The sequence below is a fragment of the Shewanella sp. N2AIL genome, from assembly GCF_022690845.1.
Lineage (GTDB): Bacteria > Pseudomonadota > Gammaproteobacteria > Enterobacterales > Shewanellaceae > Shewanella > Shewanella baltica.
Genome location: NZ_JALBYT010000009.1, coordinates 119,828 through 145,566 on the forward strand (window position 1 = coordinate 119,828; position 25,739 = coordinate 145,566).

At 45.2% G+C, this 25,739-nt stretch carries 21 protein-coding genes and 1 pseudogene; 9 read left to right on the top strand and 13 right to left on the bottom strand.

Annotated features, from left to right (window positions below):
* Window positions 1–17: 17 nt before the first annotated feature.
* The 4 genes from MO387_RS07760 to MO387_RS07775 all read right to left on the bottom strand — a co-directional run bounded on the left by MO387_RS07760 (window position 18) and on the right by MO387_RS07775 (window position 3,150).
* The gene (locus MO387_RS07760) at window positions 18–848 is read right to left on the bottom strand and encodes an alpha/beta fold hydrolase (protein WP_107947738.1); all 831 of its coding nucleotides are present in this window, start codon (window positions 846–848) and stop codon (window positions 18–20) included.
* Window positions 849–959: 111 nt separating this feature from the next.
* Window positions 960–1,673 (bottom strand): M15 family metallopeptidase, encoded by a 714-nt coding sequence (locus MO387_RS07765; RefSeq protein ID WP_107947736.1) that lies wholly within the window; start codon window positions 1,671–1,673, stop codon window positions 960–962.
* Window positions 1,667–2,806: a succinyl-diaminopimelate desuccinylase gene (dapE, locus tag MO387_RS07770; protein WP_199908819.1), complete on the bottom strand. Its 1,140-nt coding sequence runs from the start codon at window positions 2,804–2,806 to the stop codon at window positions 1,667–1,669. The genes MO387_RS07765 and dapE overlap by 7 nt, the downstream gene beginning before the upstream one ends.
* On the bottom strand, window positions 2,806–3,150 hold the full coding sequence (locus MO387_RS07775) for an ArsC family reductase (protein WP_107947732.1): 345 nt from the start codon (window positions 3,148–3,150) through the stop codon (window positions 2,806–2,808). The genes dapE and MO387_RS07775 overlap by 1 nt, the downstream gene beginning before the upstream one ends.
* Window positions 3,151–3,442: 292 nt before the next feature.
* Between MO387_RS07775 and MO387_RS07780 the strand changes: the two genes are divergently transcribed.
* Window positions 3,443–3,613: a hypothetical protein gene (locus tag MO387_RS07780; protein WP_006086821.1), complete on the top strand. Its 171-nt coding sequence runs from the start codon at window positions 3,443–3,445 to the stop codon at window positions 3,611–3,613.
* 301 nt (window positions 3,614–3,914) lie between these two features.
* Here MO387_RS07780 and MO387_RS07785 read toward each other — a convergent pair whose 3' ends face one another.
* Window positions 3,915–5,000, bottom strand: coding sequence for a porin (locus MO387_RS07785; RefSeq protein WP_107947730.1), 1,086 nt, complete (start codon window positions 4,998–5,000; stop codon window positions 3,915–3,917).
* A gap of 61 nt (window positions 5,001–5,061) precedes the next feature.
* Window positions 5,062–6,930, bottom strand: a complete 1,869-nt coding sequence (locus MO387_RS07790; protein ID WP_107947728.1) for a methyl-accepting chemotaxis protein — start codon at window positions 6,928–6,930, stop codon at window positions 5,062–5,064.
* A gap of 304 nt (window positions 6,931–7,234) precedes the next feature.
* On the opposite strand from MO387_RS07790, the gene MO387_RS07795 reads away from it, so the two are divergent.
* Window positions 7,235–8,617 carry an MFS transporter gene (locus MO387_RS07795; protein WP_242326180.1) on the top strand — a complete coding sequence of 461 codons (1,383 nt, stop codon included), beginning with the start codon at window positions 7,235–7,237 and terminating at the stop codon, window positions 8,615–8,617.
* A 221-nt stretch (window positions 8,618–8,838) separates the two neighbouring features.
* On the opposite strand, the gene crr is transcribed toward MO387_RS07795, so the two are convergent.
* The 5 genes from crr to MO387_RS07820 all read right to left on the bottom strand — a co-directional run bounded on the left by crr (window position 8,839) and on the right by MO387_RS07820 (window position 13,861).
* Window positions 8,839–9,348 (bottom strand): PTS glucose transporter subunit IIA, encoded by a 510-nt coding sequence (crr, locus tag MO387_RS07800; RefSeq protein WP_006081821.1) that lies wholly within the window; start codon window positions 9,346–9,348, stop codon window positions 8,839–8,841.
* A 71-nt stretch (window positions 9,349–9,419) separates the two neighbouring features.
* Entirely contained in the window at window positions 9,420–11,123 is a 1,704-nt protein-coding gene (ptsP, locus tag MO387_RS07805; protein WP_242326181.1) for a phosphoenolpyruvate--protein phosphotransferase, read from the bottom strand.
* 203 nt (window positions 11,124–11,326) lie between these two features.
* On the bottom strand, window positions 11,327–11,584 hold the full coding sequence (locus MO387_RS07810) for an HPr family phosphocarrier protein (protein WP_006081819.1): 258 nt from the start codon (window positions 11,582–11,584) through the stop codon (window positions 11,327–11,329).
* A gap of 28 nt (window positions 11,585–11,612) precedes the next feature.
* Entirely contained in the window at window positions 11,613–12,008 is a 396-nt protein-coding gene (locus MO387_RS07815) for an ACT domain-containing protein (RefSeq protein ID WP_011846923.1), read from the bottom strand.
* Between the two features lie 215 nt (window positions 12,009–12,223).
* Window positions 12,224–13,861, bottom strand: coding sequence for a methyl-accepting chemotaxis protein (locus MO387_RS07820; RefSeq protein WP_220775843.1), 1,638 nt, complete (start codon window positions 13,859–13,861; stop codon window positions 12,224–12,226).
* A 357-nt stretch (window positions 13,862–14,218) separates the two neighbouring features.
* Between MO387_RS07820 and MO387_RS07825 the strand changes: the two genes are divergently transcribed.
* Together MO387_RS07825 and MO387_RS07830 are read left to right on the top strand one after the other, a co-directional pair.
* Window positions 14,219–14,947 carry a DUF3334 family protein gene (locus MO387_RS07825; RefSeq protein ID WP_006081816.1) on the top strand — a complete coding sequence of 243 codons (729 nt, stop codon included), beginning with the start codon at window positions 14,219–14,221 and terminating at the stop codon, window positions 14,945–14,947.
* Window positions 14,948–15,052: 105 nt separating this feature from the next.
* Window positions 15,053–16,108, top strand: a complete 1,056-nt coding sequence (locus MO387_RS07830) for a LacI family DNA-binding transcriptional regulator (protein WP_006081815.1) — start codon at window positions 15,053–15,055, stop codon at window positions 16,106–16,108.
* A gap of 122 nt (window positions 16,109–16,230) precedes the next feature.
* Here MO387_RS07830 and MO387_RS07835 read toward each other — a convergent pair whose 3' ends face one another.
* The gene (locus MO387_RS07835; protein ID WP_006086814.1) at window positions 16,231–16,857 is read right to left on the bottom strand and encodes a 3'-5' exonuclease; all 627 of its coding nucleotides are present in this window, start codon (window positions 16,855–16,857) and stop codon (window positions 16,231–16,233) included.
* Window positions 16,858–17,076: 219 nt separating this feature from the next.
* On the opposite strand from MO387_RS07835, the gene MO387_RS07840 reads away from it, so the two are divergent.
* The gene (locus MO387_RS07840) at window positions 17,077–18,234 is read left to right on the top strand and encodes a cupin domain-containing protein (protein ID WP_242326182.1); all 1,158 of its coding nucleotides are present in this window, start codon (window positions 17,077–17,079) and stop codon (window positions 18,232–18,234) included.
* 184 nt (window positions 18,235–18,418) lie between these two features.
* Here MO387_RS07840 and umuC read toward each other — a convergent pair.
* Window positions 18,419–19,660: pseudogene (umuC, locus tag MO387_RS07845) on the bottom strand (translesion error-prone DNA polymerase V subunit UmuC); the annotation flags it as partial.
* A gap of 109 nt (window positions 19,661–19,769) precedes the next feature.
* Between umuC and MO387_RS07850 the strand changes: the two are divergent.
* The 4 genes from MO387_RS07850 to MO387_RS07865 are packed head-to-tail and all read left to right on the top strand — an operon-like array spanning window position 19,770 to window position 25,338.
* A complete protein-coding gene (locus tag MO387_RS07850) occupies window positions 19,770–21,092 on the top strand; it encodes a site-specific integrase (protein WP_218738526.1) in 1,323 nt (440 codons plus the stop codon).
* Window positions 21,085–22,830 (top strand): hypothetical protein, encoded by a 1,746-nt coding sequence (locus MO387_RS07855; RefSeq protein ID WP_218738525.1) that lies wholly within the window; start codon window positions 21,085–21,087, stop codon window positions 22,828–22,830. Before MO387_RS07850 ends, MO387_RS07855 begins: the two co-directional genes overlap by 8 nt.
* Window positions 22,830–24,887, top strand: coding sequence for a hypothetical protein (locus tag MO387_RS07860; RefSeq protein ID WP_218738524.1), 2,058 nt, complete (start codon window positions 22,830–22,832; stop codon window positions 24,885–24,887). Before MO387_RS07855 ends, MO387_RS07860 begins: the two co-directional genes overlap by 1 nt.
* Window positions 24,880–25,338, top strand: coding sequence for a hypothetical protein (locus MO387_RS07865; protein ID WP_144374600.1), 459 nt, complete (start codon window positions 24,880–24,882; stop codon window positions 25,336–25,338). Before MO387_RS07860 ends, MO387_RS07865 begins: the two co-directional genes overlap by 8 nt.
* The last annotated feature ends 401 nt before the right edge of the window (window positions 25,339–25,739 follow it).

The following is a 25,739-nucleotide window of genomic DNA, read 5'->3' on the forward strand; positions in this document are numbered from 1 at the left end:
CGGTATTTAGCAACAGATTAGTGATGTTTAGCGAGAAAATCGGCTAAGTGTTGATTGATAAATTCGGCTTGTTCAAGGGTCGAGATATGTCCCGCCGCAGGAATATGCACCAGTTGACTGCCATCGATGGCATCACTCATTAGGTAGCTTTCGAGCACACTGCGCGCTTTATCCTCAACGCCCGCCATGATGAGGCAGGGGAGTGTAAATTGCTCCGCACATTCCATGGTATCGCGGCGACCAAAAATAATTCGTCCAAGTTTCACTATCGTGGGGATTTTTTCTGCTGAGATTGTGGCAAGTGAGTGTTCAAAGCCAGCGACCAGTTCAGGTGTGTTATGCGCGGCATTATTTGCGAAGAACAAAGGTGAAATCGCACTGATAAGCGGCGCAGGAATCGCCTTAGCGGCGGTAATCATATCCAGCATGCCATCATATTTCGCGCGGGTCACTTCGGGTTCAAAACCGATAAAACTGTCGATCATGACTAAGGTTCTCACCCTTGCTGGTGCTTTCAGTACCAGTTCGGCCCCCCACATTGCACCTACTGAAAGTCCGATAACACTAAAGTCAGTGATGTCGAGATCATCCATTAAGGCCAACATGTGATCGGCAATATCGAGCAGGGTTTTACCATTATCGGGCAGTAGATCTGACTGACCATGACCCCACAGTTCTGGCACGATACAGCGGTAATGGGCACTTAGCGCGGCAATTTGAGGCGCCCACATGGCGCTATCCCACAAATAACTGTGACCAAACAAGAGTACAGGGCCTGTACCGACATCAAGGTAACTTAATTTACGATCGGCAATCATGAGCTGCTGACGGTGTGAAGAAAAATCCATAAAGCCTACTTAATCAAATATATCGTTATGTTAAGCCGTATTCTGGCGCCCATTTTGGCGATAGATCGCTGGGCTTAACCTTTACAAAAATCTGCGGCGAATATCCCACAGCTAAGGCTGAGCGATACGCAGCACGTATTCATCCACTAGATAGTCTAATCGGGCGAGTACCGCATCTTTGAGCAACATATCACTGTTTTCTAAAAGGATTGCCAGCTCGGCACGATCGAACTGTGGCAACAATAATTGCGCAACAGGGAAATAGCTGATGTGCCAAGGCTCAGGACTGACCGCGCTTTGCCCCTGTTGAAACGGGAAATAAAAGCCAAAATCATGGGCATTTTCCACCAGCCAAGCATGCAATTTTGCGCAGGGACCAGTTTGGTCATATTCAGCTTCGATAAGGCGAAGGGCTTTGACATCAATTTGATCCGCATCGAACACATCGAGATCTGTGCCCCAGTGGTGACGTGAAGCGCCGGGCAGCGCCGACCAGAGTAAAATCAAGTCGACGATGGCATCGTCACTTAAACCTTTTATGCTCACCGCTTGCTCGTTGGCATCCAATACCGCGCGTTTACCACTGGCTTTGGCATTCCAAATCGCCAGTTGTCGCTCAAAAGGGCGGTGGGCAGAGCAGATGGCGAGTGCTATGCCCGCATCTTTGGCTTTTTCCGCCATAGCATTAAAGGCGATGGCGGTGTTCGCTTCGATCCAAAAGCTATGATATCCAAGGTGATACGGACTTAAATATTCCACCAATTCAGTGGCGTTTAAGCCGTAAAGTCTTGCGGTTTCGGGGCGGATCTCGAGGTGTGTTAGCACAATAGTTGTTCCAAAATCACTTCATAACACAGGGCTAGCTGCTCAAGGTCGTCCACTTTAACGCATTCATTCACTTTATGAATGGTGGCGTTCACTGGGCCAAGCTCTAACACTTTAGCACCCGTTGGCGCGATAAAGCGTCCGTCCGATGTGCCGCCTGTGGTTTGAGGATCTGTCTCATAGCCTGTGACTTGGCGAATAGCAATACGGGTCGCGTCAAGCAGTGGGCCATCGCCGGTTAGAAATGGCAGGCCATTGAAAATCCAGCTGATATCGTAATCTAGCTCGTGGGCTTTCAATAAGGCTTCAACCCGCTCAATCAAGATTTCGGCGGTCACCTCGGTGGAGTAACGGAAGTTAAACATCACGTCCAGTGCGCCGGGGATCACATTCGATGCGCCGGTGCCGCCATTGATATTGGCGATTTGGAAGCTGGTGGGCGGAAAGAACTCATTACCATTATCCCAGTGCATTTGACTTAGCTCGGCCAAGAAAGGCGCGGCTTTGTGGATTGGATTATCGGCAAGGTGTGGATAGGCCACGTGGCCTTGAATGCCTTTCACGGTTAAGTTGCCGGTTAAACTGCCGCGGCGACCATTTTTGACCACATCACCCAGCTTTAGGGTTGATGAGGGTTCGCCGACTAATGCCCAGGTGATCTTCTCGTTGCGCGCTTCTAAGGTATCAATGACTCGCGTCGTGCCGTTGATGAACGGACCTTCTTCATCACTGGTGATCAAAAAGGCGATAGAGCCATGATGATCGGGATGTTTAGCCACAAAGCGTTCGGTGGCAATGATCATCGCCGCCAGTGAGCCTTTCATGTCCGCTGCGCCGCGGCCATATAAGTAGCCATCAATGATGGTGGGCACAAAAGGCGGCGTGTGCCAGCGGCTCACATCGCCCGTTGGCACAACGTCTGTGTGGCCGGCAAAACAAAAAACGGGGCCTTCATTACCACGGCGAGCCCACATATTGGTGGTGTCTTCAAATACCATAGGTTCGATATTAAAGCCGATGGCGCTGAGTCTTTCAGCCATTAAGGTTTGACAGCCTTCATCAAGCGGCGTCACCGAAGGGCGGGTGATCAGCGCTTTTGTTAGTTCCGTTACGGGATAATCATCGGCTAGCATCATAGTGAAAATACTCTTTTATAGGCGGCTTCATCAAAGCCAATCAGCACTTGTTCACCGACGACCAAGACGGGGCGTTTGATCAGTGTCGGTTGCGCCAGCATAAGTTGAATGGCTTTGGCTTGATCGATATCGGTTTTATCTGCGTCACTGAGTGCACGAAAGCTAGTGCTGCGCTTATTGAATACGGTTTCCCAGCCTGAGGCTTTACACCAGAATTCGAGGTCTTCTTGACGTAGGCCGTCATCTCTAAAATCATGGAAGTGAACTGGAAGTTGATGATTTTCAATCCATTTGCGTGCTTTACGCACTGTATCGCAATTCTTAATACCGTAGAGGGTCAAAATGATGCTCCAGTGTGGATGGACGCTTGGCTGGCAAGCATTGATTTTGCTGGCATTGTGGCATTGTGCGCCGCATGTCACAAGTAGGATGTGTCGCTGAGATAGCGTGAGGGGAAAAATGACAGTGCATCCGCCTTTACATGCCTGCTGTTGCGGGGTGGAAGCGTTATCTGAGCATGGGGGAAAGTCTGTTCGTTTGTATTAAAAACAGGCTAAAGGCTTAAGCGTCACTTAAGTTTTCCGCTCTAATGTTTAAGCGTGTAATCGTTGTCATTAGTTGAGGGGAATCATCATGAATATCGCCAATGTGGGACAATCATCTGCGAGCATGCAGTCATCATCGATACAAGCTCAACAGAAACAAGCCAATATCTCGCCTCAGAAAGTAGAGGAAGTGAATGAGTCATCCCAAGAGCGCGCGAAAGAGGCGGGCAAAGGGGAGTCAGTCGACACTTTTGCTTAAGTTGAAATAATGATATTTACTATTTATATCTCTAATTGTTGCGCTTTATATTGCAGTTAAGATTGCACTTAAGGGCGATAATAAGGGCGATAATTAGAGCAGCAGTCAATTTTTTGAACGTTACGAGAGGCGGTAACAAACTACCGCTATCTCGCTGATTAGATGTTAGGAAGTTGAGCTAGCGCAAATTTTGGATCTGCTACTTTTACTGCTGGGGATTATTCCTGACATTAGGTTTAAGCCATAGATTTGTTGCATCTCTAACCCTATATTTTGCCAATTTGAATAAAACGAATCTGAATTAGAACTCCCAATTTAAATCAAAATCATAGCGAATGCCTAAGGCGATAATAGTGTCATCTTCGCGTTGATCATTATTTTGTTGTAAGTATTCTAAATGTGTACGGACATTTGCCGCAATTTGCCATTCTAAGGTGAGGTTATAGCCATCATAATCCTGACTGCTAGTATCTTCTATCCCATCTTTAAACCAAAAATACCCTAATTTTAGCTTATAGGCGTTAGCAAAAGGGATAGCCAGTGCACTGTCAAAAGTACTACCAGTGCGGTTGACTGCAGTTTCAAACTCGTAATCTTTAGCTTGATAGCCAACAGCAGCATATATACCAGAGCTAAACTCATATGAGATAACCGCGCCTGTCAGTTGTTCTTTTCCAGTTCTATTCGCGTTGGCATAGACATCTTGTTGTAAATATGCGGCGCCTAAGTGTAATCCATTCTTGTCAAAACCGGCGCCGACATTAATAGTATCAGCGCCGCTGCCACCAGAGTTGCCATCAAAAATTGCAGAAGCCATTACAGTAACGGGTTTGAGTTTCAGTTCGTATATCAAAGCATTATTAACAAAGAATGGACTCTCTTGGTTGTAACCAAACGGGCTATTTGCATTATTAAAAATATCAATATACTCAGCGACTAAAGTGTATTGCACTGGCCGTTGACGTCCAAAGGTTATCTGACCAAAGGGAGAGCCTATTCCGGCGAATGCGAGGCGCGCCTCACCGAATCGACCATTATCATCGAGGCGAATCTTCCATTCTCCTTGGGCAATAGCATGCCAATTTGGGGCAAACTCGGTATCAGCTTTGACCCCTAAACGAGAGAGGGCATCACCTATATCCCATACATCGTCTGCTTTGTCTTGGTATTCTAAGGTTGGACGCAGCGAGCCGTAGAGAGAAAAGTGGCTATTGCGTAAGGAGGATTGCATTGATGGACTGGTTTGTGCAGCTTTCGCTTGTTGCTCCAATTCCTTCACTCTTTGCTCTAGCTGCTGCAGTCGATCTGACTCTTCCGTTTCTTGGGCATTAGCCTGTAGCGGTATTTGAAGAATAGTGCCTAGTACGAACAATGCGATTCTGCTCATGATGAGTACCTTTATTAAGATTTCCACCGTAAGTCATGGATGAATCCATGACTTACTATACCTAAACAATGAATTTATTAAGGATGGTATCTTGCTCTTTGATGTGCTGAGTTTGCGTATGCATAGCCGTATTGGCATGAATAACAGTGTCTGATACTTGGACAGATAAATCTTTAATTCTAATGGTATTATTATTAATTTCTTCGGCAACTAAACTTTGTTCTTCGGCTGCAGAGGCTATCTGTAGATTCATATCGCTGATCTGCAATATTGCTTCACGAATTTTGTCTAACGCGGTATTCGCACCTTGGGCGAGTGTGACCGCATCTTTTGCATTATCTTTACTTTGACTCATGACCTCTGCAACAGCCCTTGCTCCTGTTTGGAGTTGCTCTATCATGTTACGGATTTGAGTTGTAGATTGTTGAGTCCTTTGGGCGAGGGTTCTGACTTCATCTGCGACTACAGCAAAACCACGACCAGAATCACCCGCTCTTGCTGCCTCAATGGCTGCGTTTAAGGCTAATAAATTCGTTTGATCTGCAATGTCATTGATGACTTTCAATATAGTGGCAATGTTGTCTGTTGCTGACCCTAAGGTGTTTACTTCAGCGACAGCCATATCGATTTTTGATGACAGAGCGTTAATAGCGTTTGTGGTATCACTGACGACTTTGGAACCCACATTTGTCGCTTCATCAGCCTCTTTTGCGGCGGATGACGCCCCTTGAGCATTACGGGCCACGTCTGAAGATGTAGTGGCCATTTCGTGCATCGCTGTCGCAAGTTGTTCTAATTCATGCATCTGCGAGTTCATGGCATTTGTCGATTGTTGTAACTCTAACGATGTCAACTCTGAGCTTTGGTGAATGAGCTGCCCAATTGACTTAGATTCAATAATCAGTTGTTGTAGGTTGGTCGTAAATGTATTAAAGCCAATGGCTAAAGATGAGAATTCAGCATCTGTTTGTGTATTCAAGCGTTGGGTTAGATCGCCGTCTCCTGAGGCAACATCTTGAATTGCATCGTTTAAGGTTTGTAATGGACGCATTAAACGGATAATCAAAAATAGTAGTACTGTGATACTGATGATTAAGGCAATAACGGAATAGAGAATAGAACTATTGCGTAGGTTTGTGACTGCAGCATAGGCTATATCTTCATCTAAGATAACGCCGACATACCAGTCCTCTCCTGAAACACGAGAGAAATCTAAGGTATAATGTTTACCATCTATGGTGACTTTTTGTGGCTTCTCCGTCACTTCAACATGTGGCAAATAGTCGCTCATTGGCGTGCCATTTCGTTTTGACTCTGGGTGCGCGATTGTCGTGCCATCTCCAGAAATAATAAAGACATAGCCTGCATTAAAGAGTTTAACTTCATTAACGAGTTTGGCTAGACCAACGAGGCTAACATCGTAGAAAATAGCCCCAATGAACTCGCCATTATCTTTTACCGGTGTTGCAATTGAGACAAGAATTTCACCAGATGCTGAGTCTGCATAGGGCGCAGTGATAATCAGTTTATCGGATTTTTTTGCGTCTATGTACCAAGGACGAATTCGTGGGTTCCATCCAGCGCCAGGGTCCCAGCTAGGGTTGTTATTTATGTTGCTACCATCTTTTTCGTAGCCGAATCCGACAAGTATAAAGGTGTTTTTAACAACTGGACGAGTAATAACAGAAGTAATATGTGTGGGGCTGAGATCTTGCTCCAATAGACTTGTCGTGTAAGCGGCCATTTGTTTACGGGATTCAATTTCCGATGAAACAGTATTTCTAACCCCATCGACAATTTCGGTAACACTGGCTTCAACCTGTGACTTCATTTCATTTTGAATTGAAGAGTATTGTTTGGATGTTAACAGCGTAACTGTGACTAAAAGTAATATAGAGGATGCAGCTACAATCTTATGACTAAATTTCATTGTTTTTCCTCTTGAATATCAAAAAGCTTTCTTAGAGGTATAGTCATCATTTCATTCTAAAACAAGTCGTCATATTTATTTTTTAGTTTTTGTGATCAACAAGTGTTTATGGTCCCATTTTAGGTTGTAATTTTTGTTAAATTGCTACCGCTGCAGTTGCTGTATTACTGGATGAATTATCTCTTGGTTACTCCATATCTCCCTTTACACTTGTTTAACTTAAGCTGTCTGTTATATATTGTTTTCTTATTAAAATCAGATTGATACCTGGCGTTGACTCTAGCGCGACTTTTAAAGGATTAAAATGCACTGCGATGTTTCTTGGCAACGATTTAAGCAATTTCCACGCTTGATGTGGATATTTTTGTTTGGGTCTTTTATCACCCGTGGCAGTTATTACATGGTATGGCCATTTTTGGCCGTTATTTTATATGAGAAATTCGCGCTAAGTGCCACTGAGGTCGGCATGGTCTTGTCCAGCGCCGCGATTATTTCGGTATTTACGAGCTTTGTTGGTAGCTCATTGTCCGACAGAATAGGTCGTCATAAGCTGATGTACCTGACGGGCATCCTCTATATCATCTCGTTTTCGTTATTGGCTGAAGCCAATTCTGTCGAGGGGTATGTGGTTGTGATGACCCTTTGCTCTATGGCGACGTCACTATGGCGACCGCTGACATCCGCCGCTATTGGTGACATTATTGCCGATCCTAAGACGCGCGAATTGGCGATGCAGTCGCTGTATTTTATCGTCAACGTGGGCTGCGCCGTTGGCCCTATGCTGGGGGTATGGCTTGGTCTTACGGGCAAGCAGTCCAGTTTTTACCTTACCGCAGTGGCCTTTGCCGTGCTGTTAATTATGTTGTACTGGGGATTTAACCATCAAAACCGTCAGGATGCGGCTTTGGCGGCTGGCGCCTCATCGAATGACAATTTAAGTGACGCTACGAGTGGCACTGAAAGTGATGGTGCAAGTGGCTGTGTAAATGACATGACAAGTGATGGTGTTAATCGTGGCGTGAATGGCTTATCGAGTGATACTGAGACGAGCACGAAAAAAGCGGCTGTCGTGAGCCGTAAGCAAATTGTCGCCATTCTATTGCAAGATAAACTACTGCAATGTTTAATTTTCGCCAATATTTTGTGTATGTTCATTTATGCCCAAATGGACAGTTCGTTGATCCAATATCTCACTCGGGCTGGTGCGCCTGATTTACTGACGTTAATCTCTGGCATGATTTTCACTAATGCTATGGTGATTATCTCAACTCAATTTTTGCTATTGAAACTCATGGCCCGTTTCCCGCTCGTCAAACGGATTCAAATCGGATTGCTGTTACTTATCTGCTCACAGATCTGGCTGGCATTTAATCCGCTAGATCTTTTTTGGGGCTGGATAGGCGCAATTGTGGTGATGAGCGTCGCCGAGACGATTTTGTTTCCCACTATGAATGTGCATATCGACCGCCTAGCTCCTGACCATCTTCGGGGGGCTTACTTTGGCGCCGCCTCATTCTATGACTTAGGCTTTGCGCTCGCGCCCCTTGGCGGCGGTATTATATTGGATCATTTTGGCGGTCAGTGGCTGTTTTTGACTGGCGCCGTACTCTCGGTATTGGTGATTTATCTGTACAGTATTTTAGATAGACTACCGCGACCCGATTTTGCCATGTTTAAAGCGGATTAGTGTACTAGAGCTATGTATCAGCTCGTTGCAGCTAACGTGATGGCTGAGCGCGAAAATGACCGAGATGGATTATTCTAAGTGCTGTGTATCGAGACTGCTACAGCTTGGCGAATTCAAATACCGTTTTAGGCTCGGTTTTCAAAAACGTAAAAGGCTGGCTCATGATTGTGAGCCAGCCTTTTATTATTCAAAACACAACCGATGCATGTTAAACGGTTAAATTAGAGCTGTACCGTAAAGATCACGTCTTTACCTGCGGTGACACTGCCTTGGGCCTTGTCTAGATATTTGACGTCTTCCATGTTCGCCAGCACGACAGGGGTGAGTAGGCTGTCGACTTGGTCTTTAAGATAATCAATATCGAAGGATAAAATCGGATCGCCGACTTTCACTTCTTGGCCTTCTTGGGCTAAACGTTTAAAACCTTTGCCCCTCAGCTCGACTGTGCCGACACCAAAGTGCACAAATAATTCTAAACCTTGGGGAGACTCAATGCTGAAAGCATGATTTGTCTCAAAAATTTTTCCGATGGTGCCGTCGATAGGCGCAAGAATTAATTCGCCTTTGGGGGCGATGGCAATGCCATCACCGACAATCTTCTCAGCAAAAACCACATCGGGGACTTTTTCAATAGCGACGATATCGCCGGAAACGGGGGCATATACCATGATACCGCCAGCTAACTGAGTCTGACCCGATACCAAGCGCCTTATTCGGCTTAAAAATCCCATAATCTAGAGCCTCTTTTGCTTGTTTTTGTCATTGTTTTTGTTCTGTAATGCAGCATAACGAATAAATGTCTCTATTTATAGCTTGTTATACACTGCTGTAGACCTGCAATTCTATCTTGTTGTAATGCAGTGTGCGCCAGCGCCGAAAATTGTTGGATGTTGCCTTGGCAAATGGCAGCTTTGACTTCTAACAGTGAGCTTAAGTTAACACTGAGTTCGTCCAGCCCCATGCCGATTAACAGCGGTGCAATTTGTGGTGAACTGGCCAGTTCGCCGCACAGCGACACTTTCACATTGGCCGCTTTTGCTTGGACTATTGTCATGTTAATTAACGCTAAAATGGCAGGCGAAAGGGACGGATAGTCGCGGGTAAGCTGCGGATTGGTCCTATCGGCTGCCATTGCATATTGGGTTAAATCATTGGTGCCAATGCTGACAAAGTCGAGTCGTGGCAGCATAGCATTGAGGTTGAATACCGCTGCGGGGGTTTCGACAACGATACCGTAGCTGAGTTCACCGTAGCCTTTCTCTTCTTCTTCCAAGGCATCTTGGCACTGGGCAATCAGTGCAAACACTTCATCCAATTCTTCGACTTGATTAACCATAGGGAACATCAAGCGGATTGGGCCGTGGTTTGCGGCGCGCAAAATAGCCCTCAATTGGGTTTTAAATAAGTCGGGGTGTGCCAAGGTATAGCGAATACCGCGTAGCCCTAAGGCGGGATTATCTTCAATTTCTTGGCACAGGCAAGGCAGTTCTTTGTCGGCACCGATATCTAAGGTGCGGATGGTAAAGGTCTTACCGCCCAGAGCGTGCAATGCATCGCAATATAAGCTGTATTGGGCTTTCTCATCGGGCAGGGTGCTGACGTTCATCAGCATAAATTCGGTGCGAAATAAACCTATACCATCGGCGCCAACATCGCTGACATGGGTGATGTCGTTGAGATTGCCGACGTTAGCCATAAGCCCCACAACATGGCCATCTTGGGTTTGTGCGGGTCCATCCTTATAGGTTTGCAGCGCCGCCCGTCTTGCCTGTTCGTGGTGAAAGGTGACGGTAAGTCTTGCCTGTTGATCAGGATTAGGATTAACGCAAAGCTCGCCATTGAGCGCATCGAGTACTAAGGGCGTGCCGTTGGGGATCGAATCGGCATCAAACTGACAACTTAAGATGGCTGGAATGCCGGCAGCTCGGGCTAAAATCGCCGTATGACTGGTTAAACCGCCAGTTTTGAGCACAATACCGCAGAGGTTTTCCCTCGGCAGTAAGGCAAATTCGGCGGGGGTTAAATCTTGCGCCAACAAGATGGTGGGCTTATCGAGTTTGTCGAGCCCTTGGTTTAAATGGCCATTGATCGCGGCGACAACGCGTTGGCCTAAACAGCGTACATCTTGGGCTCGATTAGCTAAATAGGGATCATCTAGGGATTGCAGCTCGTTGGCTTGATGGGCAAATATGCGTTCAACCGCCACACTTGCCGACAGTTGTAAGGTACGAATCGCATCGTTCACTTGCTCGATTAATTCATCGTCTTCCAATAACAACAGGTCGGCTTCGATCAGCTGATAATTTTCTGAATCGCTATCGAGCGCAGCTTTGCTGTGGGTTAATTGTGCCTGCAGCTCTTGCAAGGCTTTGGCAAACTTGCCCTGTTGTTGGGGAATTTTCGACAGGGGAATAGGACGATAATCGAGGTGGTGTTCGGTGTGAATAAGGTGAAGTGCCTGACCAAAGGCAATTCCCGATGACACTATAATCCCCGTTATTGACATATCCCTTCCTAAATTAACCACTGAACTGAGTGCCCGTTAGCGCTAGCGAGTCTAGTTGAGTGGCGTTGAGTTTGTAAAGCGTTGGCGTGTAAACTATTGGCACGTACAGAACCCGTTTCAACCCATCCCTCGTCGGTAGGCCCTACATGCAAGCACTTAGAGATTAGTGCGCTAATCTGTGCACTAGAAAATAGGATAAAGGCCTAGCTTAGCGTGATCAGCAGCTCGGAGACTTTCTCAACCGCGGCTTGTGCCTGTTCACCTTCGGCAAACACTCTTACCGTGACGCCAGAATATAGCCCTAAAGTTTGTAGCTTAAACAGACTTTTAGCGCTGGCTTGCTTACCATTACATTCGACCATGACATCGCAGTCAAAGGTTTTGGCTTCTTTAACCAGTAAAGCTGCAGGGCGGGTGTGAATCCCATGTTTGGCGGTAATGGTGACAGATTTTTCGTACATAGTGGATGAGCTCATATTTAAAGGGGTATTACACTTCGTCTTTCGATTCTATGATGTGGTAGCCCTGTTTTTTCAAGGCGGCGATGGCACTTTTGAGGCGATTATTTTTCACGAGGATGTAATCGGTATCAAAGGTGGAAATCGCAAAAATACTGATTTGTTCGTCCGCTAAGGTGCCAGACACCTTAGATAAAATGCCTGTCATCGAAAATCCCAGTGGCCCGAGCACTTCAAAACAACACCAGCCCGGTTCTTGCTCTAGGCTGTCGAGTTCCATCTCACTGGAAATGACTAAAGATAAACCTTCTTGGGTTTTACCAATGAAATACATGTCCTGTGCAAAAACCTCACTGGGCAATACGGCATTCGGGCTAAAGCTATGAATAGTGTACTGTTCAGGATGAACGGCTAAGGTCATTCGCATGGCAGTTTCTCGGCTGGATTTTTAAGGCTAAAGCATACCGCATATCAAACGTTAGCGTGACAGAGAATTTGTGGTTAATGGGACTTTTTCGTTGAAATTCATTGTTGGTGAGATAGCAGTTAACCAGGGTTACCGAAAACGTGTGCAACGAAAAGGGCGCCCTATGGCGCCCCTGTCGATAAGTCATACACCTTTACAAAGCCCAGACACTTTAGTTAGATTTTAAACTGACCTAAGGTGCGGGACATGTCTTGGCTAATGTCTTGCAGTGACTGAGCCGCATGACTGTTGCTCTCGTTGGCTTTGACTGAGACTTCAGTTAATTCCGAAATATTACAAATATTTCGATTAATCTCTTCGGTCACCAGTGATTGCTCTTCAGTGGCACTGGCTAATTGGGTGTTCATGTCACTGATATGGGCAATCAATTGCAGAATCGCTGCCATGGCTTTACCGGCTTCGTGGGCTTGGGCTTGCAGCTCATCGGATTGCAGCTGAGTTTGATTGTTGCTCTTCATTACTGAGCCGACACCAGATTGGATCTCGCTAATGATTTTTTGGATCTCATTGGTCGAGTCTTGGGTGCGAGTGGCGAGTGCGCGGACTTCATCGGCAACTACAGCAAAACCGCGGCCATGGGTCCCCGCTCGCGCAGCTTCAATGGCGGCATTAAGGGCGAGCAAGTTGGTCTGCTCAGCAATGCTGCGGATCACATCGAGAATGCTACCGATTTGCTGTGAGGCGACGCCCAGTTTTTGGGTAATAACTTCAGAGGCTTTTAATTCTGCCACCAGCTTTTCAGTGTTGCTGACCGTGTTGTCAATCACCACTTGGCTTTGCTGCGCCTGTTCTTTTACGCTGTTCGCCGCATCGGCCGCTTGCTGAGTGTTGCTCGCCATTTCATGGGTGGTCGACAGCATTTGATTGACAGCGGTGGCAACGCTGCCCGTTTCTCTGTGGATATGCTCAGCACTTTGATTGGACTCTTCAACTGCAATCATGAGCTGTTTTGCGTCTGTGTCTAACGCTTGGCCTAAGGGCTGTAAATGGCCGACCATGTCGCCAATTTTTTGTGCAAACATGTTAAAGGCGCGGGCAAGGTGGGCAATTTCATCTTTACCTTGGGCATTAATCCGCTGACTTAAGTCGCCTTCGCCTTGGGCAATATCTTCAAGGGCATCAATAGCATCATTCAATGGCGAGGTGATGGAATGATTAAGCACAAGGAAGAAGGCAAAAATCGGCACTGAAATCAAAAACATGATAATCAGGTAATCGATAATAACTGACTTTAAACTCGCTTTAACGTCACTGAGATAAGCACCTGTCATCACTGTCCAGCCCCATTGTGGGTAGTAACGGGCTTCGGCGAGCTTATCTTCGATAGCGCGAGTCATAGGATCAGCTATGGGGTATTCGAGGGTGGTTTTCGATTTAGCCCGCGCTAATGGCAGCATAGTGGCCAATGGATTGGTGCCATTGGGTAATTTGAACGTTAATGCTGAGGTGCCAACAAGACTTGCATTGTCACCGTGGGCGAGGATTTGATTATTATCATCAATAACAATGAAATAGCCTGAGCCAGAATAGCGAGTCTGATTGATTAACTCAGCGGCAGCTTTCTTGGCGTCTTCTTCGCTGTATTTACCTTTGAGCGCATCCTGACGATGTACATCTATCACGCTTAACATGCTTGCGAGTTGACCGTCTATTTGTAGCCATTTCTGCTCAATTAAATTGCTGTACTGCTCCTTAATCGAAAAACTGGCAAAACACACAGTCCCTATCGCGGCCATAAGAAGCATCATCATTAAGCGTTGCAAGATGGTAAATCGGCGCAAAAACGTGATCATTGGGGTTTCTCAAGGGCTAATAATTGTTGCTTAATATACCTGCGAATCAATCTCAATTGAATCATCTGTGACATAAATTCAGTAAAAGCCGTTATAAAATATAAGTTTCTTTGATCTAAAGCAGGAAATGATGATAGGGAATTTTAATCTGTTGCATTATGGGGCATGTTCTTATTAAGTTAAGCGGTTTTTTAAGTCGTTGCACGTTGCAGGTTTTATCTGACCTATTAAATATCAATAAGTTAGCGTTATGTTAACTTTACGGCCTTGCTAAATTAGGCTAATCAATTGTTTTAATTTTGATTTTTTACGCTTTTACGCGCAAGATTAATGCATTATTCAGTTTGAGAATCGATTATGACCACAAATACTATCGTAACGTCGGATGATATTTTACTGAAGTTATGTCACTCAGTCGCCCACGTACTCTCTAGCACCAGTGCCAGTAATGTTACCCACGCAGGTATGGTACAAAGTATCGCGCGCACGCGTCTAAAACCCGATCTTGGTTGTTTCTCGATTTTTGATGGTGGTTTTTCGGGCCTAGTCGTCATTAACTTTTCATCTTCGGCGGCGATTGAAATCTACCGTCGCTACATGCTGAACATGGGCATGCCTGAATCTGAGTTGGCATTTTCGCATACGTCAGATGAAGTGAGTAACGTGATGGGTGAGTTGATGAACCAAATCTTAGGGGATTTTATTAATAAAATTTCAAAAGAATTACAAACGTCAATCAGCCAAAGTCAGCCAAAAATGTTGACGATTAATAAAGAGTTAACCATTTCAATCGATGCTAACTTAGATGATGCGGTCGCCCGTAGAGTGTCGTTTAGAACTGAAAACAATCATATTTTCTACCTCGAATTTGCCATGGATAAAACTGAGTTCATTCGTTTAGATGAATTTGTTTACGATGAAGAATTTGACCCCGACAGCCTGTTAGAGCAGCACAGTACGATAGGCGGTAATAAGGACTCAACGTCGAATGTTTCGCCTTGGGTGAAGATGGCCGACAAACCCGCCATTGCGACTCGTGCCATTGATAATGACGCCGATGATTTGCTCGATCAGCTTGGCATTTAAGCAGAAAATCCAAGTGTAAGACGGATGTTAACGCATTCGTCTATACAAGTTAGCGGAACTGTTTTAGTATCGACGCAAAATAATCACTAAGGTTACCTCCTCTCTATGGCATCGAAAGCGACCTCGATTGATATTGCTTATCGTGCTGGCGTATCCCAGTCTACGGTTTCCCGTGCCCTTAGAAACAGTCCGTTAGTCAATTTAGAGACCCGACAACGCATTCAAGCTATTGCTAAAGAGCTGAATTACAAGGTCGATAAAAACGCCAGTAATCTTCGCACCCAAAATAGCCATACCTTAGCGCTGTTATTGTGTGAAGACCCCACCAATGATGACTCGTTAATCAATCCCTTTTTCCTGTCTATGCTAGGTTCCATTACCCGAGCAACGGCGCAGCAGGGTTATGATTTACTTGTTTCTTTTCAGCAATTATCCAGCGATTGGCATGCCGATTATGAAGACAGCAATAAAGCCGATGGCATTATTCTGCTCGGTTATGGCGACTATATGGATTACGAGCAAAAGCTGGAGCGACTGTTAGCGCAGAATACCCATTTTGTGATTTGGGGCGCCGAGCATAACAATAAGTCTGTGCTATCGATTGGCTGTGATAATCATCAAGGCGGCTTGATTGCGACAGAGCATTTAATTTCCCTTGGCCGCAATGCTTTTGCCTTTTTAGGTGATGCTTCGAGCCATAGCCCTGAGTTTAGGGACAGATATTTAGGGCATGTGAAGGCGCTGCAAACGGCGAATATTCCCGTGGATCGCACTAAGCAAGTGTCGGCCATCAGCACCGAAAGTTCAGGCTACGATGCCGCTATGGTGTTGATTGCCCAAGGCGCTAAGTTTGATGCGATATTTGCGGCCAGCGATTTGATCGCCATCGGCGCGATTCGGGCGCTGAAAGAAAAGGGCATTTCAGTCCCAGAGCAAGTGGCCGTTGTGGGATATGACGATATTCCGGTGGCGAGTTTTGCCAATCCGCCATTAACGACTATTAAGCAGAACACCCAATTAGCCGGTGAGATCTTAGTCGACAGTGTACTCAAACTTATCCGCGGACAAGAGGTGAGTGCGCAGCTTATTCCGACAACCTTAGTGGTTCGCAGCTCATGCGGCATTGATAGCGCGCCGCTTAAGCCGTTACCGCTAGCATAATGTTTTTGTCGGCAACCGATTGAATCGTTAATTTTACCTGTTGAAACTAAGCTGATGGAACAAAGCCGATAATCCTAGGATATATCGGCTTTTTACTATCATTTAGCGGCGTTGTTTTTTGATCACTTGCCTGCGTATTGACGCAAAAATTTTGGCACCTCTGCTTTGGTTTTCTTGGCTAATTTTTGCAGTAACTCAAAGGTCGGTGAGCAGAGTCCAAACTCTTGCTGAAGGTCTGCCAGCATAGCCAGCCACAAATGGCCGGTCATTTCGGCATCGGCTAAGGCGCGGTGAAAAGTGCCATCGGTTGGTAACTGTTTATAGCGCACTAAAGTACCTAACTGATGATTGGGTGCCGCTTGATACAAACGTCTCGCCACCAGCAAGGAACAGCCAAATTGCCCAAGATAACGATGGCGAATTTGGGCAAACTCCGCATCTAAAAAGCGCTGATCGAACGCCGCATTGTGGGCAACTAAATTGTGATCGGCGATAAAGTCCGCAAAACGCGCCATCACTTCATTGCAGGGCGCCGCGTCCCTGAGCATTTGATTGCTGATCCCTGTGTAGTCCTCAATAAAGCGACTTATTCTAAATCCTGGGTTCATTAACTCAGAAAATCTTTGGGTGATCACACCGTCTTCAATCAGCACAGCCCCGATTTCAATCGCGCGATCCCCTTGATTGGGCGATAGCCCCGTGGTTTCGAAGTCGAGCACGACCAAAGTGTTAGCAGCTGATGTAGGCATAGATCTTACATGGACTCAATAAATGATGTGTCAGCATTAGCGCTGTTTGTGGCGAAATGCTTTTTGATAAGCCGATTGTAATTCAATACGTTAGTAAATTCACTATCACATTGATGCTGACAAAAGACTTAATGCTTTGTTGATCCGGTCGAGCTTTCTTGGTTTCGCTTCCTGTTAGCATTTGCTGCTATGAATAACAGTTTGGTTTGTGAGCAACCCATGCAACTCGATATTAACGGCTTAACGCCCGCGCAATTTCTAGCAGAGTATTGGCAGAAAAAACCCTTGGTGATCCGCCAAGGATTCAAGCATTTTCAAGATTTAGTTTCGCCCGAAGAATTAGCTGGCTTAGCCATGGATGAGCTGGTGGAATCTCGGCGGGTGTACCAACAAGCTGGCCAATGGCAGGCGGAATTTGGCCCCTTCGATTCCTACGATCATCTCGGAGAACGGGATTGGACTTTAATAGTCCAAGCCTTGAATAACTGGGTGCCCGATGCGGAGGCCTTGATCCAATGCTTTGATTTTATTCCGCGCTGGCGTTTAGATGATGTGATGGTTAGTTTTGCGACGCCAGGCGGTGGCGTGGGGCCGCATATCGATCTGTATGATGTGTTTATTTGCCAAGGCTCGGGACGTCGCCGTTGGCGCGTAGGCGATCTGGGGCCGCACAAAGAGTTTGCCGCCCATCCCGCTTTGCTGCACACAGAAGCCTTTGACCCGATTATCGATACTGAGTTGTTGCCTGGCGACATCCTTTATATTCCCCCCGGATTCCCCCATGACGGCATAACCTTAGAACAGTCGTTAAGTTTTTCAGTGGGTTATCGCACCGCCTCCGCCAAAGATATGATAAGCGCTTTGGCCGATCATTTGTCTGAGCAGGATTTAGGCGCACAGCAAATTAAAGATCCAGACCGCGAGCTGACCACCCGCAGTGGCTGTGTCGATAATGGCGATTTAGCGCGGCTACGTACCCAACTGACCAATATGTTGACCGATGAACTGGTGAGCGAGTTTTCTGGCCGCTATTTAACTCAGTCAAAGTGCGCCTTAGATTTACCCGATGAGCCATTGGACATCACGCAAGACGAAGTGCTCGCTTGGCTCGATGAGCAGCCGCTTATTCGCCTCGGCGGGCTGCGCTGTTTGTATTTTGATATTAATGTGGCACAGGGCGTTGTCTATATTAATGGTGATAAGTATCAGCTTTCAGCCGAATTGGCCGCTGTGATCCCATTACTATGTGATAGTAATCAGTTAGATAAAGCTGCCTTAGCCCCTTGGTTAGCCCATGCTGATTTGCTTACGCAACTTACCGTGTGGGTGAATCTAGGCTACTGGTACTTTGAAGATCTCAGCGATGTAGAGTGTTAAGGCGGAATGAGCCAAAGCTTGGTATATGTTAATACCGCTTTAGCGTTAACGCACCGACGGGCTTAGCGCTATATGTTTTTTTTAGATCTAGATGGGTTTTAGTGCTATATGGATTTTAGAGTTAGTTTAGAGTTAGGTGGGTTCTGTAATTCGCAGGCGGTAATTTAGCCATTGGATTTGTTGATTATTTCACTATGGGCAATTGTGCCCATTGGGTGGTGTAACGAGGAGAAAGGTGCTCACGCTTCATTCCCCAAGTCGGGTCAATACCTTGCCCTGCAAACCATATTTTTCCATGACCGCTGTGGTTCACTTTATCGAGTAATTGCATCAACTCCTTGCTTTTAGGCCTAGGCGTGACGTCATCGAATAATCCGAGCTGAAACACGCCTGTACCAAAAAAATCCCCTAACATGACACCGGCCTTTGCATAGGCATGACCTTCACGCCAAATGCGTTGCAGTAGGCTTTGGCCAAGGGTGACAAAATCCCGCGTATCATTGCTGGGCCGAACTAAACTGCCCGACAGTGATTTGCTGTACTGGGGAGTTGCATCGCTAAAAGGGCTAGTACGCACAAATACTGACATCGCTTTAGCGTACTGGCGCTCGGAGCGCAGTTTTTCACAGGCCCTAAAAGTGTATTCATTGATTGCCTGTTGCATCGCTTCTAAATTATCAATACGGCTGCCAAAGGAGCTGGAGCTGATAATTTGTTGCTTAGTGGCGGCGACCTCTTGTATGTCATCACAGGTAATGCCGTTAAGTTCGCGTACCGTGCGCTCAACGGTGACAGAAAAGGTGTCGCGGATAAGCTTTGGATGCGCATCCGCCAATTGCAACGCGGTATTTATGCCCATGATGTTCAAGCGTTTTGTAAGCCTACGGCCTATTCCCCAGACTTCGTCGACAGGGATAAGCGCCATCAGCCGTCGTTGGCGTTCACGGTCGCGCAAGTCAACCACGCCCCGCGTCGCGGGATAACGTTTCGCGGCATGGTTTGCCAGTTTAGCCAGGGTTTTTGTCGGTCCAATGCCGACGCAGACACTGATCCCAATCCACTGTGGTATTCGTTGATAAATATCAAGTGCAAGCTGATGAATATCAATGCATTTATCGAGACGAGAAAGATCTAAAAACGCTTCATCAATACTATACACTTCTACTTTCGGTACCATTTGCTCTAAGGTGGTCATGACTCTATTTGATATGTCGGCATAGAGTGCATAGTTGGAGGAGAATACCGCGATGTGATGCTGGCGGAGTTGGTTTGCGATTTGATACACAGGCACCGCCATCTTGATGCCAAGTTGTTTTGCCTCTGCCGAGCGGGCGACGACGCAGCCATCGTTATTGGATAACACCACAATCGGCCTGCCAGCTAAATCTGGCCTAAACATCCGCTCACAGGATGCATAAAAATTATTACCATGACAGGTTGATGTAGGAAAAGCATCTTACACACATAAATAAATCTGGAAAACAATTCATTACCGGCCATACTGTATGTATAGCCAGTGCTTTCATGAGAATTTTATGGCGTTTTTAATCAGATCTAGTGATGTTTTTAAAGAAACAAATCTCTCTATAAGTAATGGGCAATGTTCTGTTACACCTACCACTGATAACATTGGTTCACTGCCAACGCTTTATTCTGAACATGGTGAATTTAATCACCAAGCCAATAGCTACTTCTTCTATCAAAAGGCAATCAAGCAAGCGATAGACTTACAACCCTGCGCTCAAGCTTTAAAGGGCTACTATCAGTTTCTTGAGGATAAAAACCTTCAATGGGATATGTTCCCACCAGTTAAGCGTTTAAAGCCAACTTACTTATTTCGATCCCATTTATTGCAGTTAATAAAAAAGGGAGAGCTTGCTCATTCCACAGCAAGTGTACGTATGAACCAAGTCGTTAATTACTATAAGTGGTTGATGCATGATGGTTATCTAAAGATTAAAAATGAGAAAGAAGCGCCCTTTAGAATGGAGTTCGTATCTATTAAGCGAACCGATATGCTGGCTCATATTGCTCCAAGCTTCATCATTGCAACCAGTGATTTAAGAATCAAAGTGCCGCGAGACAGTGACAGCAAAAACATTCGCCCCTTAACACCATTAAGTCAGGATGCGTTATCGACACTGACCACCTATCTACCTGTAGCATCCGAAGAACTAGGGCTTCAAATTTTAATCTCCATTGATACTGGACTTCGAATTCAAGAGGTTGCCACACTAACACTTGATGCTCTCGATATTGCAAAACCACTTGCTGAATCTGAGCATCGTTATGAGATAGCGGTTTCACCTCAACGAAATGGTGTTCAAACGAAATACCGCAAAGAGAGGACGATTGAAATATCGAAGACTTTGCTTGATAAACTAGACGTTTATCGTACTTCTGAACGACGTTTGAAACGAGTTATCAAGCTAAATACCAAGCTCAATAACCTAGAAGAATCAGCAAAGGGATTAAGCTACGAAACCGTTGAAGCACTAGAGTTTTGCTTAAATCATGAACCCTTGTTTGTGAGTGAGCAAGGCAACCCTGTATCACCTAAGTCCATTGAAGCTAGGTGGGGGGAGCTAAGAACGACAATTAAACAAACGAACCCAGCTTTTGAACATCGTTTTCACGATTTTCGTTCAACGTATGGCACATATCGCCTTAATGACCTTCTTGAAGCAGGCTTACCTGTCGCGGGATGCATGGATCTACTCATGGGGTGGATGGGACATAAAAACGAATCAACTACTTGGAAATATTTGCGCTACCTCAAGCGTAAAGAAGCCTTCAAGGTGAAATTTGGCATATTAGACAGCATCATGCATGAAGTTTTGGAGACTGAGAATGAGTAATGTCACGCACCTTCATGGTTGGATACCCGACTTGTGTATTCAGGTGAAGTTGGAGGGTAAAAAACTACTTGATTTTAATCGTTTATTGAAAAAAAACCTGCCATCTACTGAAGATTTAAAGAAAGGTAAACAGTTTGAAGATGCCGGTAGGAAAGACTTTATTTATCAAATGAAAACTCGGTATGAAGAATTTATCGAGGAAGATGGTAGTCACGAAAAACTATACTCCTATTTCATAACGTTAACTCAATATATTCGGTGGTGTGACGAGAGTGATATTGAAGCCTTTACTCAATCATCAATCGAAGGCTATATGAATTATCAAAATGAACGTGTCATGCTAGGGCAAATCAAAAACGCAACCTATAATAAAACCCACGCAGTATGTCAGACCCTCTTGACTGAATATCTAGATTTACCCCGCTCGAACTTTGATAATATTGTTACGCGATATAGTGATGATGTCGAACCCTTTGAAGCCTATACTCGAAGCGACTTAAAGCAAATACTCCCTTTTTTGAGGGCATTATTTAAGCAAACACATCAACAGTTTATAGATAATCCTGAGAAACATATTCAAGCGTATAAATCGATACCAACCATGACCTTTCACTGGAAAGGATGTGAATACAAATTATGTGCAGCTATCTCTAAGATGATGTCCGCTGCTACATATCTAATGGCGTATTACACCTACGTAAACACAAGTGATTTGTTCAAGTTAAAGCAACCAGAGAACGCTTCAACCACAGCTGGTGAGGTATGGTATACGATGCCAGCATTTAAACGAAGAGCGTTTAAAACCATTAGCGTTGAAATGGGTGAACACGAACTAGAAATCCCAAAATATTCGATGGACTTTTTTGATAAGTTACTTGAGGCTTCACGATTAATTTCTACTGGGGAAGATGCCTTACTACTGCAAACTATTGCCATGAAAAAAGTACAGCCTGTCAAAAGGAATACCTTAAATACTTTCCTTGCACATTGGGTGGAAAGGTACTTCACTTTCAACGATCAAACGGGGCGACGATTACGCCCTATGGTAAGTCGTTTTCGTGAAACAGGCGCACGATTAACCGCTTATCATCAGAGTGAAATAGTAAATAACATCATGCTTGGGAATACATCCAATACTCGAAAAAAGAGTTACAGTGAAGGCAATAAACACAGTAACAATGGGATGCTGCAAGACACTTTCGCCATTCGTGAAGAACAAATAAAACAAGGTGTATCACCCAAGGAAGCACAAGAAAACCTTGGTATTGATGTGCTTGTGATTGAAAAAGAGAATGCGATTGAAATACCAAATCTCAGCCGCACATCTAATGGTGGTAGTTGTAGCGACCCCTTTGGTAGTAAGTCAGAAAAACACACCCAAAAGGCGCTGAAGCAAGGGCTAGCCAAGGATGGAGAGCGATTGGCTTGTGCGGATTTATTGGCGTGTTTTGGTTGTCCTTATCAAGTCATCGTTCAATCCGTTGCGGATATTTGGTGCTTGCTGTCATTTAGGGCGTGCATTGAAGAGTCGCGGTACCTACATTTGGATGCTCACCATTACCGCAAGAATTTTGAACAAGTCATAGTGTTTATAGATTCTAAAATTCTTCCCGATATCAATTCTAAAATCTTAAAACAAGCTGAAGAAAAACTGAATGATGAAGGGCTTCACCCAGTGTGGAATGAGCCTGAATCCATTCTTTTCTTAATCCCTAATCGTCAACAGAAGAGCGTGTAATGCCAGTTCAGCACTTATATTTAGATAGCTTCCCTGAGCAGCATAAAGTAGAAGAAGCCGATGTGGTCACGCTCTATCATGAAGAACGTTTTGATGAGCTTGATAAGGTTGTGATCTGCAAGGATGAATCAGGCAAGGTAACAGCCTACTTCGGTGATAGCGCTTGGTATTGCTTTGCGTTTTCACGAAACAAAAGGGAGCATAAGAACACTCTTAATTTCAATCAATTCAATAACAATACAGACTTACAGCGAGAGTTGAAACTTTTTACCTACGGTTGGTTATTCAATAAAGGTCCAAAACAGCGTAAGGCTTTGAAGTTTAGTAGTATATTTTCAAGGCTCAAATATACGAACATGCCTTACAGTCATTTGGTAGAGCAAGGCTTTGATTCTATACGCGCTCTTTCGAAATCATCAAATTGGACTAACTTTGAAGGGGATTTGGTTGAAAAACAATACTCTCAATCTTCAATAAGGACATGTGTTGTCTCTATCAATTCAATCATTAGAGATTCAGCATGGCATAAGGTTAAGCATGAGTTTCTTGGACCTTTAAAGCCTGACGTTGTTGCTAGAAGGTTAATTCAGTTAGAGGCACAACAAACACTGACCATTCCAGAGCGTTTGTGCGATGCCATTTATGGCAAAGCGATTGAACTGATTGAGGAAGCACACCCTAATAGGAAGCTAATTGCTCAAGTCGAGAGTGAACTTCAAGAGAACTACCGTGAAGGTGATCGACGTCTCAATGAAAAGGTGGCGAGTGGTGAAAGCTTCCCCTTTATGTCGGCTAATGGCGAAATAGATAAACAAATACGTGCCGCTTATATACGTGACAACAAACCTCGAAACCCAAGTGATATTATTTCGCCTCTTGCACAAAAACTGCCTAACATACCACTTGCCAATAGCTCGGAATTTCAGCGATATCGAGAGCAGTTAATCAATGCAAGCTACATCGTGTGTGGCGGTTTTAGTGGTATGCGTGATTCAGAGTTAGATAAGCTCACGCCAAATAGCTATTACAAGGATACTTTTGAAGGTCGTGAGTATCATATGCTCCAATCACACACCTTTAAGTTGGGTGAAAAACGAGAAACATGGGTAACAGCCAGTTCATCTAAGATCGCAATTGAACTCATGACAACGCTAACTGAAAGGTGGCGACAAGAAGTGACCTATCCAGATAAAAAGTACACAAACACTCTTTGGGTTAACCAATCAGTTCGCTCTAAACCACCCACATTAATCTCATCCTGGAATGCACGTCTTCAGATGTTCTGCAAGCAATTCAATTTTATTGTGACAGAGGAAGACCACCAAGAATGCCTAGATTCTAACCCTCAATCACATGTGAGGGTTAAAAAGTATGTCCTAGTCGGTAAGCCTTGGCACATGGCTACACACCAATTTAGACGCTCTTTGGCATTCTATTGCATTAAGAACCGTTTTGGCACAATGGTCGCTCTCAAGCAGCAGTTCAAGCACCTGTATCTTGCTATGACCGAGTGGTACACCAACGGTGGCAAGCTAGCCAGTTATCGAAGCCTTGTTGTGGATGAAAAAATCCAGTCCATGCTTGAGGACATTAACGCTGAAACCACGGCAAATAAAATCTTCAAACAGTGGCACTCTAGTGAAAAATTATCAGGCTCACATGGCAAAGCGATCATGCAAATGCGAGGAGATGTCCCAACCATCTACAGTTCGTGGGATGTCATCTACAAGGCCGTCAAGGATGGTAAGCTCACCCTTCATGGCACGACTCATAGCTACTGTAAAAATGGATACAATTGCGATATGGATGGTGTTGTCATGCCTCAATTCTGTGTCGATTGCGGCTCAGGCAGCAGCATCATTGACGAGGAACAAGCTCGGTGGTGGCAGAAAAAGCACAACAGTTTGGTTGCTTACATGGAATCCGACGAAGATATTTCGGTGAGTGAGCGTAGCCACTACATCACCCAAGTAAGAGCCGCAGAGATAGTCATGGCTGATTTTGAACTGCCATTTACCCCTTTCGAACCTGACTTAAAGGTAGCGACTCATGAGTAAGAGCGAAAACACATTACTAGCGCTTGAAGCGGCTCTAGAACGCATTAAACAGGGTAAGCCTAAGCGTATCCCTGTCCATCGCAAGCTCAGTGTACGCGCTGTTGAGGAGGAAGCGAACCTGGGCAACGGCAGTGGCTATTACTACCCCGAGTTTGTTGATAAGGTTAAACAGACTAAAGCTGAAATCGCGGCAGGCAACGGTGAAATAATCCGGCCAGAGATCCAGACCGTGCGCACTAAGCTCAAAGAGCAAAAGCGTATCAAGGATAACTACAAGGCTAAGTATGAGACGGAGCGAGAGAAGTTAGCCTTATTTGCGGCTGCGCAGCATCACTTGAATGATAAGCTGGTTCAGGCGTTAACTCGTGTGGATGAGTTGGAGCATGAAAATGCAGAGCTTCGGGAGAAGCTTTCTAGGCTAAAAAGAAGTCAGGTCGTGACAATCAAGTAATCCACCAGTAGCCCACTGATATATTGATGTGGGCTACCAAACACTCCACACGACTGCCACTTTTTCCCTAGCTCACTTTTGGACAAAAGCGTGTTAGATCCCCAACTCTAATTTTTGAGTTTCGGATTAAAAATTCTATGGGTTTAACGCCTGCATTTGCGGCTTGGGTAAACTGGCGGCTTTTTTTGCCGCGAAGCGCGAAGAAGGTGACAGTTTACCCAAGTCCGACAAGATGCACTTGTGTACGCCCAGCATGGGCATGAACTAATGAGGGGAAAGTCCTCTGTAGGAAGGTCACCGTTCAATAACATGCTGTTATTAAACGTTAACTACTAGCGAATGGCAAGGGCTTATCCGCGAGGATTGGTCTGAAGGAAGCCGCTAGCAAATTTGCGAGCTGA